This window comes from Vibrio sp. M60_M70 (assembly GCF_037162085.1).
In the GTDB taxonomy this organism is placed as follows: Bacteria; Pseudomonadota; Gammaproteobacteria; order Enterobacterales; family Vibrionaceae; genus Vibrio; species Vibrio diabolicus.
The window spans coordinates 2,351,095-2,367,676 of sequence record NZ_JARLUL010000001.1 but is presented as its reverse complement, the minus strand read 5'-3'; the positions used below and the strand labels follow the sequence as shown (position 1 = coordinate 2,367,676).

General features: G+C 46.2%; 17 protein-coding genes and 2 pseudogenes. All 19 read left to right on the top strand.

What is annotated here, in order from left to right; translation table 11 throughout:
* Positions 1-4: 4 nt before the first annotated feature.
* The 19 genes and pseudogenes from P4S59_RS10965 (at position 5) to ccmI (ending at position 16,535) form a co-directional block, all read left to right on the top strand.
* Positions 5-892: a MinD/ParA family protein gene (locus P4S59_RS10965; protein WP_005380498.1), complete on the top strand. Its 888-nt coding sequence runs from the start codon at positions 5-7 to the stop codon at positions 890-892.
* Entirely contained in the window at positions 885-1,619 is a 735-nt protein-coding gene (locus tag P4S59_RS10960) for an RNA polymerase sigma factor FliA (protein ID WP_048625854.1), read from the top strand. The genes P4S59_RS10965 and P4S59_RS10960 overlap by 8 nt, the downstream gene beginning before the upstream one ends.
* 45 nt (positions 1,620-1,664) lie before the next feature.
* Complete coding sequence (cheY, locus tag P4S59_RS10955) at positions 1,665-2,033, top strand: chemotaxis response regulator CheY (RefSeq protein WP_017635949.1); 369 nt, start codon at positions 1,665-1,667, stop codon at positions 2,031-2,033.
* A 120-nt stretch (positions 2,034-2,153) separates the two neighbouring features.
* The gene (locus tag P4S59_RS10950) at positions 2,154-2,894 is read left to right on the top strand and encodes a protein phosphatase CheZ (RefSeq protein WP_006741709.1); all 741 of its coding nucleotides are present in this window, start codon (positions 2,154-2,156) and stop codon (positions 2,892-2,894) included.
* A gap of 9 nt (positions 2,895-2,903) precedes the next feature.
* A pseudogene (locus P4S59_RS10945) lies at positions 2,904-5,137 on the top strand (chemotaxis protein CheW).
* Between the two features lie 29 nt (positions 5,138-5,166).
* Positions 5,167-6,279, top strand: coding sequence for a protein-glutamate methylesterase/protein-glutamine glutaminase (locus tag P4S59_RS10940; RefSeq protein ID WP_109169796.1), 1,113 nt, complete (start codon positions 5,167-5,169; stop codon positions 6,277-6,279).
* 8 nt (positions 6,280-6,287) lie between these two features.
* A complete protein-coding gene (locus tag P4S59_RS10935) occupies positions 6,288-7,067 on the top strand; it encodes a ParA family protein (protein WP_006741712.1) in 780 nt (259 codons plus the stop codon).
* On the top strand, positions 7,057-8,145 hold the full coding sequence (locus tag P4S59_RS10930; RefSeq protein WP_337168402.1) for a chemotaxis protein CheW: 1,089 nt from the start codon (positions 7,057-7,059) through the stop codon (positions 8,143-8,145). The genes P4S59_RS10935 and P4S59_RS10930 overlap by 11 nt, the downstream gene beginning before the upstream one ends.
* Before the next feature lie 35 nt (positions 8,146-8,180).
* Positions 8,181-8,675, top strand: coding sequence for a chemotaxis protein CheW (locus tag P4S59_RS10925; RefSeq protein ID WP_005380507.1), 495 nt, complete (start codon positions 8,181-8,183; stop codon positions 8,673-8,675).
* Positions 8,676-8,689: 14 nt separating this feature from the next.
* Positions 8,690-9,184, top strand: a complete 495-nt coding sequence (locus P4S59_RS10920) for a DUF2802 domain-containing protein (protein ID WP_046875563.1) — start codon at positions 8,690-8,692, stop codon at positions 9,182-9,184.
* A gap of 286 nt (positions 9,185-9,470) precedes the next feature.
* A complete protein-coding gene (gene ccmA / locus P4S59_RS10915) occupies positions 9,471-10,088 on the top strand; it encodes a cytochrome c biogenesis heme-transporting ATPase CcmA (protein WP_012841536.1) in 618 nt (205 codons plus the stop codon).
* A gap of 1 nt (position 10,089) precedes the next feature.
* Positions 10,090-10,757, top strand: a pseudogene (gene ccmB, locus P4S59_RS10910) (heme exporter protein CcmB).
* Positions 10,758-10,866: 109 nt separating this feature from the next.
* Positions 10,867-11,610: a heme ABC transporter permease gene (locus P4S59_RS10905; RefSeq protein ID WP_005394301.1), complete on the top strand. Its 744-nt coding sequence runs from the start codon at positions 10,867-10,869 to the stop codon at positions 11,608-11,610.
* An 11-nt stretch (positions 11,611-11,621) separates the two neighbouring features.
* Positions 11,622-11,828 carry a heme exporter protein CcmD gene (gene ccmD / locus P4S59_RS10900; RefSeq protein ID WP_005380515.1) on the top strand — a complete coding sequence of 69 codons (207 nt, stop codon included), beginning with the start codon at positions 11,622-11,624 and terminating at the stop codon, positions 11,826-11,828.
* A complete protein-coding gene (ccmE, locus tag P4S59_RS10895; RefSeq protein ID WP_005380516.1) occupies positions 11,825-12,310 on the top strand; it encodes a cytochrome c maturation protein CcmE in 486 nt (161 codons plus the stop codon). The genes ccmD and ccmE overlap by 4 nt, the downstream gene beginning before the upstream one ends.
* Positions 12,307-14,283 carry a heme lyase CcmF/NrfE family subunit gene (locus tag P4S59_RS10890; protein ID WP_005394299.1) on the top strand — a complete coding sequence of 659 codons (1,977 nt, stop codon included), beginning with the start codon at positions 12,307-12,309 and terminating at the stop codon, positions 14,281-14,283. Before ccmE ends, P4S59_RS10890 begins: the two co-directional genes overlap by 4 nt.
* 1 nt (position 14,284) lies before the next feature.
* The gene (locus P4S59_RS10885; protein ID WP_012841537.1) at positions 14,285-14,839 is read left to right on the top strand and encodes a DsbE family thiol:disulfide interchange protein; all 555 of its coding nucleotides are present in this window, start codon (positions 14,285-14,287) and stop codon (positions 14,837-14,839) included.
* The gene (locus P4S59_RS10880) at positions 14,836-15,321 is read left to right on the top strand and encodes a cytochrome c-type biogenesis protein (protein ID WP_005380519.1); all 486 of its coding nucleotides are present in this window, start codon (positions 14,836-14,838) and stop codon (positions 15,319-15,321) included. The genes P4S59_RS10885 and P4S59_RS10880 overlap by 4 nt, the downstream gene beginning before the upstream one ends.
* Positions 15,321-16,535 carry a c-type cytochrome biogenesis protein CcmI gene (gene ccmI / locus P4S59_RS10875; protein WP_017820807.1) on the top strand — a complete coding sequence of 405 codons (1,215 nt, stop codon included), beginning with the start codon at positions 15,321-15,323 and terminating at the stop codon, positions 16,533-16,535. Before P4S59_RS10880 ends, ccmI begins: the two co-directional genes overlap by 1 nt.
* Positions 16,536-16,582 lie beyond the last annotated feature (47 nt).

The following is a 16,582-nucleotide window of genomic DNA, read 5'->3' as shown; positions in this document are numbered from 1 at the left end:
TACTATGACTGAGAATATGATACACGATCAAGCAAGCGGCCTCCGTCGCTTAACACAACCATCGTTGACCAAAGTGATTGCTGTTACTGGCGGCAAAGGTGGTGTGGGGAAATCAAACGTAACACTGGGTCTGGCGATTTGTATGGCTCGCCAAGGCAAGAAGGTGATGGTTCTCGACGCTGATTTAGGTCTGGCCAATGTGGACGTGATGCTCGGAATTCGTGCAAAACGTAATCTAGGACATGTCTTAGCGGGTGAATGTGAGCTAAAAGATGCGATTGTCGAAGGGCCTTATGGTATAAAGATAATCCCTGCAACTTCTGGCACACAGAGCATGACTGAGCTTTCTCACGCTCAACATGCTGGACTCATTCGAGCATTTGGTAGTCTTGAAGACGAAATGGACGTCCTGCTGATAGATACCGCCGCAGGCATTTCTGACATGGTAATCAGTTTTTCGCGAGCAGCTCAAGACGTCGTTGTGGTTGTGTGTGATGAACCAACTTCAATCACAGATGCATATGCGTTAATTAAGCTGTTAAGTAAAGAACACCAGGTCCAACGCTTTAAAGTTGTAGCAAATATGGTCAGAAGCTACCGTGAAGGGCGAGAATTGTTTGCAAAGTTGACGCTAGTCACAGAGCGATTCTTGAATGTCAGCCTTGAACTCGTAGCATGTATTCCATTAGATGATAAAGTACGACAGGCTGTAAAAAGACAAAAAATTGTCGTTGATGCGTTCCCTCGCTCACCTGCCGCTTTAGCTATCAGCTCACTAGCAAACAAAGCGTTAACGTGGCCACTACCGAAAACACCAAGTGGACACTTGGAATTTTTTGTGGAAAGGTTGCTAAATCGTACCGAATTCGCAGAGGACCCTTTTGGTGAATAAAGCGATAACCTATGACCAACATGGCAAGTTTAATAGCCAGCAAGCGTTTATAGAGCGCTACTCAGTGTTGGTTAAGCGCATTGCTCACCACCTATTAGGCCGTTTACCGCCGAGTGTTCAGGTAGAGGATTTAATTCAGGCCGGCATGATCGGTCTTATCGAAGCTCAGCAGAATTATGATGGTTCTAAAGGTGCGAGCTTTGAAACTTATGCAGGTATCCGTATTCGCGGTGCAATGTTAGATGACATGCGCAAAGGCGATTGGGTACCGCGTTCTGTTCATAAAAATAATCGAGAGATTAACCAAGCGATTGCGGAGCTGGAAGGCGAATTAAATCGAGATCCTACTGATTCTGAAGTAGCCACGCATCTCGGTATGACACTGGATCAATATCATAGTGCTCTGACCGATATCAACTGCTCAAAATTAGTCGGTATTGAAGATTTAGGCGTTTCTGATGATGTGATTTCACCTGCAGATGAAACTGATGACAGTAACCCGTTCAAAGGGGTTGCCGATGAATCATTTCGAAAAGCACTGGTTGAATCAATAAAACAGCTTCCAGAGCGTGAAGCTTTGGTACTTTCGCTTTATTATGATGAAGAACTCAATTTGAAAGAAATTGGCGATGTGTTAGGCGTAAGCGAATCTCGCGTAAGTCAAATACTGAGTCAAGCGATGCAACGTTTGCGCACCAAGCTCAGTGCGTGGACACAAAATGACTAAAAACACTGATTTTACGATTCAGTGGAGGCAATTTTGAATAAAAACATGAAGATCCTTATTGTTGATGATTTCTCAACAATGCGCCGTATTGTTAAAAACCTGCTTCGTGACTTGGGTTTCAATAACACTCAAGAAGCGGACGATGGTTTAACCGCATTACCAATGCTGAAAAAAGGTGACTTCGATTTTGTTGTAACTGACTGGAACATGCCAGGTATGCAAGGCATCGATTTGCTTAAACACATCCGCGCGGATGCAGAACTTAAGCATTTGCCAGTTCTAATGATCACGGCTGAAGCGAAGCGTGAGCAGATCATTGAAGCTGCTCAAGCAGGCGTAAACGGCTACATTGTTAAGCCATTTACTGCTGCAACATTAAAAGAAAAATTAGATAAAATTTTCGAGCGTTTATAACTCTCTCTTTTTCTCTTTGTTATTCGAGTCATTCATACCAATTATTAAATACCTATTAAATGACTCGTTTAGCGTTTTTAAAGTGATAAGAAGAACTAAACGTAAAAGGGTCTATTCAGAATGATCTCACTAGAGCAGGCGAAGTCACTCGTTCAAATGCTAGAAAACGGGGAACAAGACCAAGCCAATATGCTTGTTGCCTCGATCTACGAAGGTGCCGAGAATCCAATGCTGCAAGAAATTGGAGCCTTAACTCGAGACCTTCACGAATCACTCAAGCAGTTCAGTCTCGATCAGCGCATGACCGAAATTGCGAAAGACGAAATCCCTAACGCAAGGGATCGTCTTAATTATGTGATCGAGAAGACAGAGCTAGCAGCCAACAAAACGATGGATGCAGTCGACTGCTGCCTTCCTATCGCTGACAACCTGCATGATTGCCTTCAGAAAGTTCGTCCTCAATGGAATGAACTCATGCACGGGCGCATCGAATTAAGCGAATTCAAAGCACTTTGTCACCGAATCGACGAGCTATTAGTTCAAGTCGAAGGTGACAGCACTGAGTTGCGTGGTCAATTGACCGAAATTCTCATGGCGCAAGACTTCCAAGACCTAACTGGCCAAATTATTCGCCGCGTAATTACGTTGGTAAATGAAGTAGAAGGCCGCTTAGTGGAAATCCTAACCGTATTCTCTGGAAATAAACCTGAAGAACACATTCAAGTTTTGTCAGAACCGGCAGATAAAAAGAATACACAAACAAGCGAAGCCGAAGGCCCGATTCTTCATCCAGAACTGAGAGAAGATGCGGTTTCATCGCAGGACGAAGTCGATGACTTGTTGTCCAGTCTTGGATTTTAAAGGTAACGTATGAGCTACGATTTAGACGAAGATATTCTTCAGGACTTTCTCATTGAGGCTGGGGAAATTCTCGAACTGCTTTCTGAGCAGTTGGTTGAATTGGAAAATAACCCAGAAGACAAAGACTTACTTAATGCAATTTTCCGCGGGTTTCACACCGTAAAAGGCGGTGCTGGCTTCCTGTCTTTGGCAGAGCTAGTCGATACTTGTCATGGTGCGGAGAACGTGTTCGACGTTTTACGAAACGGCCAACGCACGGTTACGCAAAACTTAATGGATACGATGCTAAAAGCGTTGGATACGGTCAATACCCAATTCCAAGCTGTTCAAGATCGTGAGCCATTGGAAGCTGCGGATCCTGCCCTTCTTGAAGAACTTCATCGTCTATGTAAACCTGAATCAGAAGATGAAGTCGCTGCAACCGTGGTTGAAGAACCAGTGGTTACTCCTGAACCTGTCATTCCTGAGCCTGTTATTGAAGAACCTGCCGCGCCAGCGTCAAGTGTCGGCTCTGTTGATGAAATTACCCAAGACGAATTCGAAAAGCTGCTGGATGAGCTTCATGGTAAAGGCTCAGCTCCAGGCGCTTCAGAACCTGCGGCACCAACAACGCCATCAGAGCCCCTCAATCAAGTGCGCCATCAGTTGAAAGTGGCGATATCACTGACGATGAATTTGAGCGTCTACTTGACGAACTTCACGGCGTTGGCAAAAGTCCATCAGCGGCAGAGGCTGCAGCATCTGCACCAGTAGAACCTCCTAAAGCGGCAGAACCAGCTGCGCCAGTTGCATCGTCAGCAAATCAAGATAGTGACTTAATGACGGACGAAGAGTTCGAAAAGTTACTCGACGAGCTACATGGTGCGGGCAAAGGTCCTACGCTGGAAGAACTGGATATGGCAACGAAGCCGGCATCAGCAAACGTAGAGGAAAGCCCTGCGAAACCTGAGCCTGCGGTTAAGCCAGCACCAGCAGCGCCAACTCCGGCTCCAGCACCAAAACCAGAATCTAAACCTGTCGCGGTGAAAGAAGAGGCGAAAGCGCCAGCGGTTAAAAAGCCTCAGGCCGAGGCAACTGTTCGTGTCGATACCTCGACGCTTGATACCATCATGAACATGGTAGGTGAGCTAGTATTGGTCCGAAACCGTCTATTAAGCCTTGGTTTGAACAGTGACAATGAAGAAATGTCCAAAGCGGTCGCCAACCTTGATGTCGTAACGGCGGATCTGCAAGGCGCGGTAATGAAAACGCGTATGCAGCCAATCAAGAAAGTATTTGGCCGTTTCCCACGCGTTGTCCGTGACTTGGCGCGTAACCTAAATAAAGACATCGTGCTGGAAATGCGCGGTGAAGAAACCGACCTCGATAAAAACCTTGTAGAAGCATTGGCTGATCCATTGATTCACTTGGTTCGTAACTCGGTTGACCACGGCATTGAAATGCCAGACGACCGTGCGAAAGCAGGTAAATCGCGCACAGGTAAAGTGATTTTGTCTGCATCACAAGAAGGGGATCACATTGAGCTATCCATCGTAGATGATGGCGGCGGTATGGACCCGAACAAACTGCGTGGTATCGCGGTTAAGCGCGGCATGATGGACGAAGATGCGGCGGCCCGTCTAACAGACAAAGAGTGCTTCAACCTTATCTTTGCGCCAGGTTTCTCAAGTAAAGATAAAATTTCTGACATCTCTGGCCGTGGCGTTGGCATGGATGTGGTTAAGACGGCGATCAACACCTTAAATGGTTCAATCGATATCGATTCTGAGCTAGGTAAAGGCACTAAGATCACCATCAAAGTACCACTGACGCTTGCGATCCTACCAACACTGATGGTTGGTGTTGGCGGTCATCCGTTTGCACTACCACTGGCTTCGGTGAGCGAAATCTTCCACTTGGATCTGAGTCGCACAAACGTGGTAGATGGTCAGTTGACGATCATTGTGCGTGAAAAATCTATCCCGCTATTCTATCTACAGAACTGGTTAGCATCCAAATCACAAAACGTCGAAGAGCGTACTGGTCACGGTCATGTGGTTATTGTACAGATCGGTAACCAGCGCGTTGGTTTTGTTGTGGATACGCTTATTGGTCAAGAAGAAGTGGTTATTAAGCCACTCGATAATCTATTGCAAGGCACTCCGGGCATGGCTGGTGCAACAATCACTAGCGATGGCCATATTGCATTAATTCTAGATGTGCCTGATTTACTTAAGCGATATGCTGCGGCTTCACGCCTTTAAGCAAAGCTGACGTTATTAAAAGGAATAAGATGGCGATTAAAGTACTAGTCGTTGATGATTCGAGTTTTTTTCGACGTCGCGTGAGCGAAATCATCAACTCAGAATCGCGCCTAGAAGTGATTGACGTTGCGGTAAATGGCAGAGAGGCGGTTGAGAAAGCCAAATCTCTTAAACCGGACGTCATCACGATGGATATTGAAATGCCAGTGATGGATGGCATTACCGCTGTACGTGAAATCATGGCAGCGGCTCCAACGCCAATCCTAATGTTTTCGTCCCTGACTCATGACGGGGCGAAAGCCACGCTTGATGCGCTTGATGCGGGCGCATTGGATTTCTTACCGAAAAAGTTTGAAGACATCGCACGTAACCGCGAAGAAGCGGTGTCACTGCTTCAGCAACGTGTTATTCAGATTGCTTCGAAGCGCGCTTTTATGCGTCGACCAATCACTCGTGCTGCTGCGAGTACCAATGCGGCAGCTCGTCCACTAGGTTCAAGAACGGCTTCGCCAGCGACTCCAGCTCCTGCTCGACCGGCTGCGGCAAAGTTCCGAGCCTCTGGTAAGAAGTATCAACTGACCGCAATTGGCACGTCGACTGGTGGTCCGGTTGCTTTGCAAAAAATTCTGACGCGTTTACCGATGAACTACCCGCATCCGATCGTGTTGATCCAACATATGCCAGCAACCTTTACTGCTGCATTTGCCAGCCGTTTGAATACCTTGTGTAAGATTCAAGTGAAAGAAGCCCAAGACGGCGATGTCTTACAGCCTGGTGTGGCATACCTTGCTCCAGGTGGTAAGCAAATGATGGTGGATGGTCGAGCGGGGGCTGCTCGTCTTCGTATCATTGATGGCGGCGACCGCATGAACTACAAACCATGTGTGGATGTGACTTTTGGTTCTGCAGCCAAAGTATACGGTGACAAAGTACTCTCTTTAGTGCTGACTGGCATGGGTGCAGACGGTCGTGAAGGCGCTCGTATGTTGAAGTCTGCAGGCTCAACTATTTGGGCTCAAGATGAAGAAAGTTGTGTTGTTTATGGTATGCCCCAAGCTGTTGCTAAAGCAGGCATTTCTTCAGAAGATTTACCGCTTGACCGCATTGCTGAACGCATGTTGGTGGAAGTTGGCCTAGCGTAGGATTCATCATGATTGTTTGGAGTGTAGCTAACCAGAAAGGTGGCGTGGGTAAAACCACCTCAACAGTGACATTAGCGGGTTTGCTGAGTCAAAAAGGTCATCGCGTACTGATGGTCGATACTGACCCTCACGCATCACTGACTACCTATCTTGGTTATGATCCTGACGCAGTAACTTCGAGCCTGTTTGATTTATTCCAGTTGAAGACATTCTCTCGTGAAACGGTGAGGCCGTTAATCCTAGAGACAAAACTGGAAGGGATGGATATCATTCCCGCGCATATGTCCCTTGCCACGCTTGATCGCGTAATGGGGAATCGCAGTGGGATGGGGCTGATCTTAAAACGAGCTCTACAAGCGGTCTCACAAGACTATGATTATGTGTTGATTGACTGCCCGCCAATTCTTGGTGTGATGATGGTGAACGCACTGGCCGCCAGTGACCGAATTTTGATTCCCGTTCAAACCGAGTTTTTGGCGATGAAAGGCTTGGAACGCATGATGCGCACGTTAACCATTATGCAAAAGTCTCGTCCGGGTGGTTTCAAAGTGACTATCGTTCCAACGATGTATGACAAGCGCACCAAAGCGTCTTTGCAGACATTGATGCAACTGAAGAAAGATTACCCAAATCAAGTATGGACCTCTGCGGTGCCGATTGATACCAAGTTCCGTGATGCTAGTTTAAAGCATTTGCCAGCATCGCATTTTGCATCTGGTAGTCGCGGTGTGTTTGCGTATAAACAGTTATTGATTTACCTGGAGAGGTTAGCGTTCGATGAGCAGTAACGACGTGCTTTCCAGTGAACAAGCGCTTGATGACTACTTTAATGCGCTATTGGGTGATGAGGCTGAAGCAACGACTCTTGAGGAAGAGCTTGACTTGCTGGCTCAAGAAATATCATCTGCAGAGCCAGAGCCAGAGCCAGAGCCAGAGCCAGAGCCAGAGCCAGAGCCAGAGCCAGAGCCAGAGCCAGAGCCAGAGCCAGAGCCAGAGCCAGAATTGCAGTTTCAATACTCGGAGCCGGAAACTTACCAGTTTCAAGAAGCGTACCCGCCAGAATTGGAAGCCCCAAATCTGGAAGATGTGCAAAGGTTATTAAGTCAGCTTGAAGCAAGCAACCCTTTAGCCGAGTTAGATATTGATAGTATTCTTGAACAAAATACGATTGATATTGCAGCAGAAATAAAAGCGGCTGAGCCAGAAGTGCAAACCGTTAGTGAGGCGTCCGAGTTACAAACAGTTGAAGAGATACAAGACTGGGTGATTGATGCGCCAGTTTTTGAGGGAACTCAGCCAGAACTGGTTGAACCTCAATCGGTGATTGAGCATGATGTCAATATAGAATCGAACGTTGATACCGAGCTCGAGACACAAACAGGTTCCGAAATACCAACTGACTGGGAAAGCACGAAGCGAAGTGAAGATTTTCAAGTGCTTTACTTTGATGTGAATGATGTCACGTTTGCCGTACCGCTTGATGAGTTAGGTGGTATTCATCGCATCAGCGAGCTTAACCATTTGATAGGAAAGCCCGCCTGGTATTTGGGGCTACAAACAAATCGTGAGCAACAGTTTGATGTCGTCGATACCGCGAAATGGGTGATGGCAGATAAGCTTCGCGATGACAGTTACAAAGATAATTACCAATACGTTGTCATGCTTGGAGAGAGCATGTGGGGGCTGGCCAGTAACCAACTAATGGGGACCGAAACGCTCAATATCGACAAGGTTCGCTGGCGTGAACAGGCGGGTAAGCGCCCTTGGCTAGCGGGCATGGTAAAAGAAAAAATGTGCGCCTTAATTCATGTCCAGGCGCTCATTGACATGCTAAACGCCGGTTTAGATGTCAAATCACTGAATTAGATTTAAGTCGGGAACGACATTAACGAGGATTAACTATGTCTCAAGCTTTTGAAGTAGAAGTGAAGAAAGATGCATCGAATGACGAAGTTCTTCAGTGGGTGACGTTCCAGCTAGAAGAAGAAACGTACGGCATCAACGTAATGCAAGTTCGTGAAGTACTTCGTTATACTGAAATTGCACCCGTTCCAGGTGCGCCAGATTATGTTCTGGGTATCATCAACCTGCGTGGTAACGTGGTTACTGTTATCGACACGCGTTCGCGTTTCGGCCTGATGGAAGGCGAAGTTACAGATAATACTCGTATTATTGTGATCGAGTCAGAGCGTCAAGTGATTGGTATTTTGGTAGATAGTGTGGCAGAAGTGGTTTACCTACGTTCTTCTGAAATTGACACGACGCCTTCTGTTGGTACTGATGAAAGCGCGAAGTTCATCCAAGGTGTGAGCAACCGTGACGGCAAACTTCTTATCCTTGTGGATTTGAACAAGCTCCTAACGGATGACGAATGGGACGAGATGGCTCACCTATAATGGGCTGAATAATGATGGCTGAAGAGACTCTTTTATCTGTTCCATTCCTTGCGGGTGGCGTCGCTTTTATCGTGTTGGTGTTGGTTGTTTTGCAACTGCGCATTCGCTCGGGGTTGCAAAAGCAAGTAGACCAGCAACGAGCACAGTCTCGACATGTAGATAAAGAAGTACAAAAGTTGAGTAAGCAGTTACTCGAAGTGCGTTCGGTTGTCGTTGGTCTTGGACAAAAAGTAACGGAACAACAAGACATTATTCAGCACCTAAACGAGAGAATTCGTGAACTCGAGCACGCTGATACTGATGGTCGCTTGTACAGTCGAGCTTCTAAAATGGTACAGCTTGGTGCAGATATCAATGAGCTCATTGAAGAGTGTGAACTGCCAAAAGCTGAAGCGGAATTGATGCTTTCACTACAGAAAAAACTGGCGGGAAAAGAGAAAATTCCACCACTAAGCGGTCAGCCATCAGATGATGCAGAATACCCGACGCGTGGACGTCGTCGACGCTAAAGGTTTTAAAGCGATAAAAAGAGGCGATAAGCCTCTTTTTTTGTGTTCGGTTACTAATTATCTTTTTGCAATACAGCCCTAGATTACCTTAAGCTCTTTTCATTCTTAGCACTCGCTCCCCAAGTTAAAATGAGAGCTTATAACTACTTATAGTTAATTTTATTAAAGTGTGATGATTAATTAACAAAAATACATGAACTTACATACATCCCAGCCCTCTTATCCTGTTTTGTCATAACTAAGCTGTGCTAATATAGCGCTTCGTTCATTTTTTAGTTGAAGCTCTATGTTAGAAGTATCTAACCTGACAGCGATCCGTGATGAGAGGGTCCTGTTTGAAAACCTGCAGTTTGAAATTAAGCCTGGTGAATTGGTCCAGATAGAAGGGCGCAATGGTACTGGCAAAACTACGTTACTACGTATTGTGACAGGTTTAGGTGATAGAGAAGAAGGCATCATTAAGTGGAAAGGAGAAGAGGTTGAAAAATCTCGTGATGTTTTCCATCAAGATCTGCTGTTCTTAGGGCATCAAACTGGAGTGAAACGAGAGCTTACCGCACTAGAAAACTTACGTTTTTACCAATCTATTCAAAATAACCGCTCTTCTGACGAAGAAATCTTCACTGCTTTAACTCAAGTTGGTTTAGCTGGTCGAGAAGATGTGCCTGTAGCACAGCTTTCCGCAGGTCAGCAACGACGAGTGGCACTAGCAAGGTTATGGCTCAGTAAGCAAATTTTATGGATTTTAGATGAACCGTTGACCGCCATCGATAAGCAAGGCGTCAAAGTGCTTGAATCTTTGTTCGCAAGTCACGCTGATAATGGCGGTATTGTCGTGTTGACGACGCATCAAGATATGTTTTCGGACAGCCCGAAACTTAGAAAAATAAAGTTGGGTGATTGATATGATTCCATCTATGACCACCATCATTCGCCGCGAGCTATTGATAGCATTTCGCCGTCAGGCAGACATTCTGAACCCGCTTTGGTTCTTTATTATTGTTATTACTCTGTTTCCTCTTAGTATCGGGCCTGAACCAAATTTGTTAGCACGTATTGCAGCGGGCATTGTTTGGGTTGCCGCATTGCTATCCGCCTTATTATCATTAGAGCGTCTATTTCGTGATGATTTTCAAGACGGTGCATTGGAACAAATGATGCTAATGCCGATTCCATTGCAACTTGTAGTGGTTTCAAAGGTCATAGCACATTGGTTGTTAACAGGGTTACCTCTGATCCTAATTAGCCCATTATTGGCGGTTTTACTTTCGCTCGATTTCAATACTTGGCTATCTGTTGTACTAACCTTGATGATCGGTACACCGACACTAAGTTTTATTGGAGCTATTGGTGTGGCTTTGACGGTTGGGTTGCAAAAGGGGGCGTTCTTTTGAGTTTGCTTATTCTTCCGCTCTACATCCCAATTTTGATTTTCGCAACATCAGCAATTGATGCCGCCGCGCTTGGTATGGCGTATAACGGTCAACTAGCAATTTTAGGTGCGATGCTAATGGGAGCGATGACGTTAACGCCTTTTGCCATTAGTGCCGCATTGAGAGTTAGTGTTAACTAACTCAATAAAGTGCCAATGAAGCGGCGCTTGATCAAAGAATTATTATTAAAGCACTGCTACGGTCTCAACCCTTTAGACAGTGTCCCTGAAGTAAGAGTGAGAACAAAACATGTGGAAATGGCTACATCCTTATGCCAAGCCAGAAACCGCTTACCGTTTGAGTGGTAAGTTTCTGCCTTGGTTTTCTGTATTGGCCCTCGTATGCTTATCGGTTGGTACGGTTTGGGGGCTTGCATTTGCGCCTTCAGATTACCAACAAGGTGACAGTTTCCGAATCATCTATATTCACGTCCCATCAGCTATTTGGTCTATGGGCGTTTATATGTCGATGGCGATTGCGGCATTTATTGGCTTAGTATGGCAAGTACGTCTATCTGATATGGCGGCGCTTGCGATGGCGCCGATTGGTGCGGTATTTACCTTCATTGCTCTACTTACTGGTGCCGTTTGGGGTAAGCCAATGTGGGGCACTTGGTGGGTATGGGACGCCCGTCTTACTTCAGAATTGATTCTTCTATTTCTCTACCTTGGTGTTATTGCGCTTTATCACGCGTTTGACGATCAGAAAACAGCCGCAAAAGCGGCGGGTATTTTAGCGATCGTAGGCGTCGTGAACCTACCTATCATTCACTTTTCCGTAGAATGGTGGAACACGCTTCACCAAGGCGCGACGATCACGAAATTTGAACAACCTTCTATTTCATCCGACATGCTTTGGCCGTTATTGCTAAACATCTTTGGCTTTGCGTTCTTCTTTGGTGCAGTGACGATGGTACGTTTTCGTAACGAAATCATCAGTAAAGAAAGTCACCGCCCTTGGGTGCGCAAACTCGCAACAGAACAAACTCAGTGAGGTAATTGATTATGCATTTTGAATCTCTGAGCGACTTTTTTGCCATGGGTGGCTACGCATCATACGTATGGAGTGCGTTTGGTATTACTTTCTTATCCATGCTGATTCTTCTGATCACTAGCCTTCGCCGCGGTGATGCATTATTGAAAGAAGTGAAAGCAAAAATTGACCGTCAAGCTCGTATCGACGCAGCGAAGAACATGGAGAACACCTTATGAACCCGAGACGTAAAAAGAGGCTAGGTATCGTACTAGCGATCTTTATCGGTATTAGTGCCACCATTGGTTTGATACTTTATGCGCTTAACCAAAATATGGACCTTTTCTACACTCCAACGGAATTGGTTAATGGTAAGCCAGATGGCACCAAGCCAGAAGTAGGCCAGCGTCTGCGTATTGGTGGTATGGTGGTTGTGGGCTCGGTTCGTCGAGATCCTAATTCTTTGAAAGTGAGTTTTGACCTGCACGATGTCGGTCCTAAAGTGACGATTACTTATGACGGTATTCTTCCTGACTTGTTCCGTGAAGGGCAGGGTATTGTGGCTCAAGGTGTACTGAAAGATGCCACGACAGTTGAGGCATTTGAGGTCCTAGCGAAGCACGATGAAGAATACATGCCACCAGAAATTGCAGAAGCGATGAAGAAAACGCATGAACCGCTTCAATACAGCACCGAACAGAAACAAGGAAGCGGCCAATGATTGCTGAAATCGGTCACTTTGCTCTCATTCTTTCGCTTGCAATGGCTGTGCTGCTGAGCGTATTGCCATTGTGGGGAGCATCGAATAATAACACCATGCTCATGAACACAGCGCGACCGCTATCTTGGTCTATGTTCCTGATGCTGTTGTTCTCTTTCGCCATTTTATGTTGGGGATTTTATACCAACGACTTCACGTTACAGTATGTAGCGAGCAACTCGAATAGTCAGCTTCCTTGGTACTACCGTTTAACCGCAGTATGGGGTGCACACGAAGGTTCACTGTTGCTATGGGTGTTAATCCAAGCTGCTTGGACTGTCGCTGTAGCGACATTCAGTCGTGGTATGCCGCAAGAGTCGGTTGCACGTGTACTTGCCGTAATGGGCATGATCTCAGTGGGTTTCCTACTGTTTATCATCCTAACGTCAAACCCATTCCTACGTACGTTACCGTTCTTCCCGGTTGACGGACGTGATTTGAACCCTCTGCTTCAAGACCCTGGTTTGATTGTTCATCCGCCAATGCTTTACATGGGCTACGTTGGTTTCTCGGTTGCCTTCTCCTTTGCGATCGCATCCCTAATGACCGGACGCCTTGATACGGCTTGGGCCCGTTGGTCTCGTCCTTGGACAACCGCTGCATGGGTATTTTTAACACTCGGTATCGCACTAGGCTCTTGGTGGGCTTACTACGAACTTGGCTGGGGTGGCTGGTGGTTCTGGGATCCAGTAGAAAACGCATCATTCATGCCTTGGTTAGCGGGTACCGCATTAATGCACTCTCTTGCAGTGACAGAAAAACGCGGCACATTTAAAGCGTGGACGGTACTATTGGCAATCTCTGCATTTTCGTTGAGTTTGTTGGGCACATTCTTAGTCCGTTCCGGTATTTTAGTATCGGTGCACGCGTTCGCGTCTGACCCGTCGCGCGGTATGTTTATTCTAGGTTTCTTAGTTTTCGTTATCGGTGGTTCTTTACTGCTGTTTGCCGTGAAAGGGGCGGCAGTGCGTGTACGAGGTAACTTCGACTTAGTCTCTCGTGAAAACGCGCTCCTAGCCAATAACGTATTACTTATCGCAGCACTTGTTGTGGTGTTAGTGGGGACATTATTGCCGCTCGTACATAAGCAGCTTGGTTTGGGGTCGGTTTCTATCGGTGCGCCATTCTTCGACATGCTGTTTGCGTGGTTGATGATGCCATTTGCTTTCCTACTTGGTATTGGTCCACTTATCCGTTGGAAGCGAGACAATTTATCTAAACTTGTGAAACCAATGCTCGTTTCAGGTGTGCTTGCTTTTGCTTTGGCCGCGGTATGCGTATACCTGTTTGCCGACTTCTTCTCAACTATGGCTTACATTGGCTGGGTAATGGCGATTTGGATTATTGCAATGCATGGCTTTGAACTATATGAGCGTGCAACGCACCGTCATAGCTTTAGTGAAGGTGTTCGTAAGCTGCAGCGTAGCCATTGGGCGATGATGTTGGGTCATGTTGGTCTGGCGGTATCTGTTATCGGTATTGCGATGGTACAGAACTACAGCATCGAGCGTGATGTACGTTTAGCACCTGGCGAACACTTCCAAATTCAAGGTTATGATTTCTACTTCTCAGGCCTGCGTGATAAAGATGGTCCAAACTACGATGGCTACATCGCGGATTTTGAGATCACACATGATGGCAAATACGTGAATACGCTTCACGCTGAGAAGCGCTTCTACCGTACGGCTAAGTCTATGATGACCGAAGCTGCCATTGACCGTGGCATTAGTCGTGACTTATACATTGCAATGGGTGAACGTTTAGACGACAACCGATCTTGGGCTGTTCGTATTTACTATAAACCGTTCGTTCGTTGGATTTGGGCTGGCTCTTTGATTATGGCGTTAGGCGGTGCACTAGCGATTTCAGATAAGCGTTATCGCTTCCGTAAATCTTCAAAGAAAAACGCGAAGTCAAAAGAGCAGGAGGCATAACATGAATAAGAAAATCTTATTTATTCCGCTCGTCGCTTTCATGATTTTGGCGGGCATTTTCGCAACCCAGTTAATGCGCAACCAAGAGGGCGATGATCCAACGAAATTGGAGTCGGTTTTGGTTGGTAAGCCAGTTCCTGAGTTTCACTTAGAAGACTTAGCTGAACCTGGAAAACAATACGACCAGTCAATTTTTAAAGGTGAGCCGTTGCTCTTGAACGTTTGGGCAACGTGGTGTCCAACATGTTATGCAGAGCATAAATACCTAAACGAATTGGCGGGTAAGGGCGTTAAGATCATCGGTATGAATTACAAAGATGATCGTAACAAAGCGGTAGGCTGGTTGAATGATCTCGGCAACCCTTACTTAATTAGCCTATTTGATGGTAGCGGTATGCTTGGTCTTGACCTTGGCGTTTATGGTGCTCCAGAAACATTCATTATTGATGCAAATGGTGTGATTCGCTATCGCCATGTAGGGGATGTAAACCCACGTAATTGGTCAGAAACACTGGAGCCGCTTTACAACAAATTGGTTGAGGAGGCGAAGCAATGAGAAAGCTAATTCTTGCCGTTTTTGCTGCGATGACATTATCTCTTGCTGCTCATGCGGCCATTGAAGTATACGAGTTCGATAACTTGGAACAAGAACAGCAGTTCAAAGAGCTAAGCCATACGCTCCGTTGCCCTAAATGTCAGAACAACACGATCTCGGATTCTAACGCTGAACTTGCTCAAGACTTACGCCATAAGGTGTACGAAATGACCAAAGAAGGTAAGTCCAAAGATGAGATTGTTGATTACATGATCGCCCGTTACGGTAACTTCGTGACTTACAACCCACCATTTACGGTTGCGACTGCGATCTTGTGGCTAGGGCCACTCGCTGTAGTATTGGGTGGTTTTGGTTTGATTGTACTGCGTAGCCGTAAATCTAAAGTTAAGGCAAAAGCGAGCAGTGACGAGCAATGGGATGAGCAAAAAGAAGCTCGTTTAAAAGCATTGCTTGAAGAAGAGAACAACGGAGATAAGAAGTAATGACACTATTTTGGATTTCCACCGTTGCTCTTACGCTTATTGCTTGTGCGCTGGTGGCTTTGCCGCTGCTTAAACAAAAAGCGAACAACGATGATGTGTTACGCGATGAGCTCAACAAGGCATTTTATAAAGACCGACTATCTGAGCTTGCAGAAGAAACTGACGAAGGCCTGGTTGAAAGCGAAGACGAACTGATTTCTGATCTAAAGCAATCACTGCTTGACGATATCCCTGGTGATAAAGCGCAAAAAGAAACCAAGGTTTCCCCAATCGCGGTTTTAGTTCCATCGGTAATTCTGACGGTGGTGCTGAGCTATGGTTTGTATTATAAATTTGGCGCGTCAGACGATATCGTCCAATGGCAAGAAGTGTCTGCTAATCTACCTGAGTTATCGAAAAAGCTGATGTCGGCTTCTTCTGAGCCGTTGAGCGACGACGAAATGGCGGACTTGACCCTAGCCCTTCGAACTCGCTTACATTACCAGCCGGAAGACTCGACAGGTTGGTTACTGCTAGGTCGTATTGCGTTAGCAAATCGTGATGTCACGACTGCTATCGATGCGATGGAAAAGTCATATCGCCTAGAGCCCAAAGATCCTGATGTGATGTTGGGTTATGCACAAGCTCTGATGCTGTCTCAAGAGGAAATGGATCAAGCGACGGCTCGCTCATTACTCGGCAAGCTGATGCAGCAAGACTATGTCGATCTGCGTGTGTTTTCTTTGTTAGCGTTCGATGCGTTTGAGCGTCAAGACTTTCCGGCAGCGATCAAGTACTGGGGAATCATGCAGCAAATGATTGGTCCAGAAGATAGCCGCTACGAGATGTTGTCACGCAGTATTGAGAGTGCTCGTAAGCAAATGGGCGAAGCGGTTTCACCAGATAAGAGTGTCGCTGTGACAATTAATGTGGCACCAAATGCTCAGTTAGATCCAAACGCAGTTCTCATCGTATCGGTACATCGTTCAGATGGCTCACCAATGCCTGTTGCTGCAGCTCGCTATCCGCTGGGTACTTTCCCTCGTACAGTCGTATTAGATGATGGTAATGCCATGATGCAAGGGCAAAAACTATCTTCACTCGACAAGTTAATCGTCCGTGTGCGTGTGGACTCTGACGGTAACGTAGCAACGCGTGATCAAGATTGGCACGGAGAAAGTGACGTCGTTGAATTTGGCGCACCAGTAGAAGTGACCATTGACCAGCAATATTAATCGTTAGCGTCTGTCTCTGAAATATGACAACGGGGTAGAGTCTGTTG

Bases quoted from the DNA above. Each gene is read 5' to 3' on its own strand.
- P4S59_RS10965 (WP_005380498.1), top strand. From the start codon at position 5: ATGACTGAGAATATGATACACGATCAAGCAAGCGGCCTCCGTCGCTTA.
- cheY (WP_017635949.1), top strand. From the start codon at position 1,665: ATGAAGATCCTTATTGTTGATGATTTCTCAACAATGCGCCGTATTGTT.
- P4S59_RS10950 (WP_006741709.1), top strand. From the start codon at position 2,154: ATGATCTCACTAGAGCAGGCGAAGTCACTCGTTCAAATGCTAGAAAAC.
- P4S59_RS10940 (WP_109169796.1), top strand. From the start codon at position 5,167: ATGGCGATTAAAGTACTAGTCGTTGATGATTCGAGTTTTTTTCGACGT.
- P4S59_RS10935 (WP_006741712.1), top strand. From the start codon at position 6,288: ATGATTGTTTGGAGTGTAGCTAACCAGAAAGGTGGCGTGGGTAAAACC.
- P4S59_RS10930 (WP_337168402.1), top strand. From the start codon at position 7,057: ATGAGCAGTAACGACGTGCTTTCCAGTGAACAAGCGCTTGATGACTAC.
- P4S59_RS10925 (WP_005380507.1), top strand. From the start codon at position 8,181: ATGTCTCAAGCTTTTGAAGTAGAAGTGAAGAAAGATGCATCGAATGAC.
- P4S59_RS10920 (WP_046875563.1), top strand. From the start codon at position 8,690: ATGGCTGAAGAGACTCTTTTATCTGTTCCATTCCTTGCGGGTGGCGTC.
- ccmA (WP_012841536.1), top strand. From the start codon at position 9,471: ATGTTAGAAGTATCTAACCTGACAGCGATCCGTGATGAGAGGGTCCTG.
- P4S59_RS10905 (WP_005394301.1), top strand. From the start codon at position 10,867: ATGTGGAAATGGCTACATCCTTATGCCAAGCCAGAAACCGCTTACCGT.
- ccmD (WP_005380515.1), top strand. From the start codon at position 11,622: ATGCATTTTGAATCTCTGAGCGACTTTTTTGCCATGGGTGGCTACGCA.
- ccmE (WP_005380516.1), top strand. From the start codon at position 11,825: ATGAACCCGAGACGTAAAAAGAGGCTAGGTATCGTACTAGCGATCTTT.
- P4S59_RS10890 (WP_005394299.1), top strand. From the start codon at position 12,307: ATGATTGCTGAAATCGGTCACTTTGCTCTCATTCTTTCGCTTGCAATG.
- P4S59_RS10885 (WP_012841537.1), top strand. From the start codon at position 14,285: ATGAATAAGAAAATCTTATTTATTCCGCTCGTCGCTTTCATGATTTTG.
- P4S59_RS10880 (WP_005380519.1), top strand. From the start codon at position 14,836: ATGAGAAAGCTAATTCTTGCCGTTTTTGCTGCGATGACATTATCTCTT.
- ccmI (WP_017820807.1), top strand. From the start codon at position 15,321: ATGACACTATTTTGGATTTCCACCGTTGCTCTTACGCTTATTGCTTGT.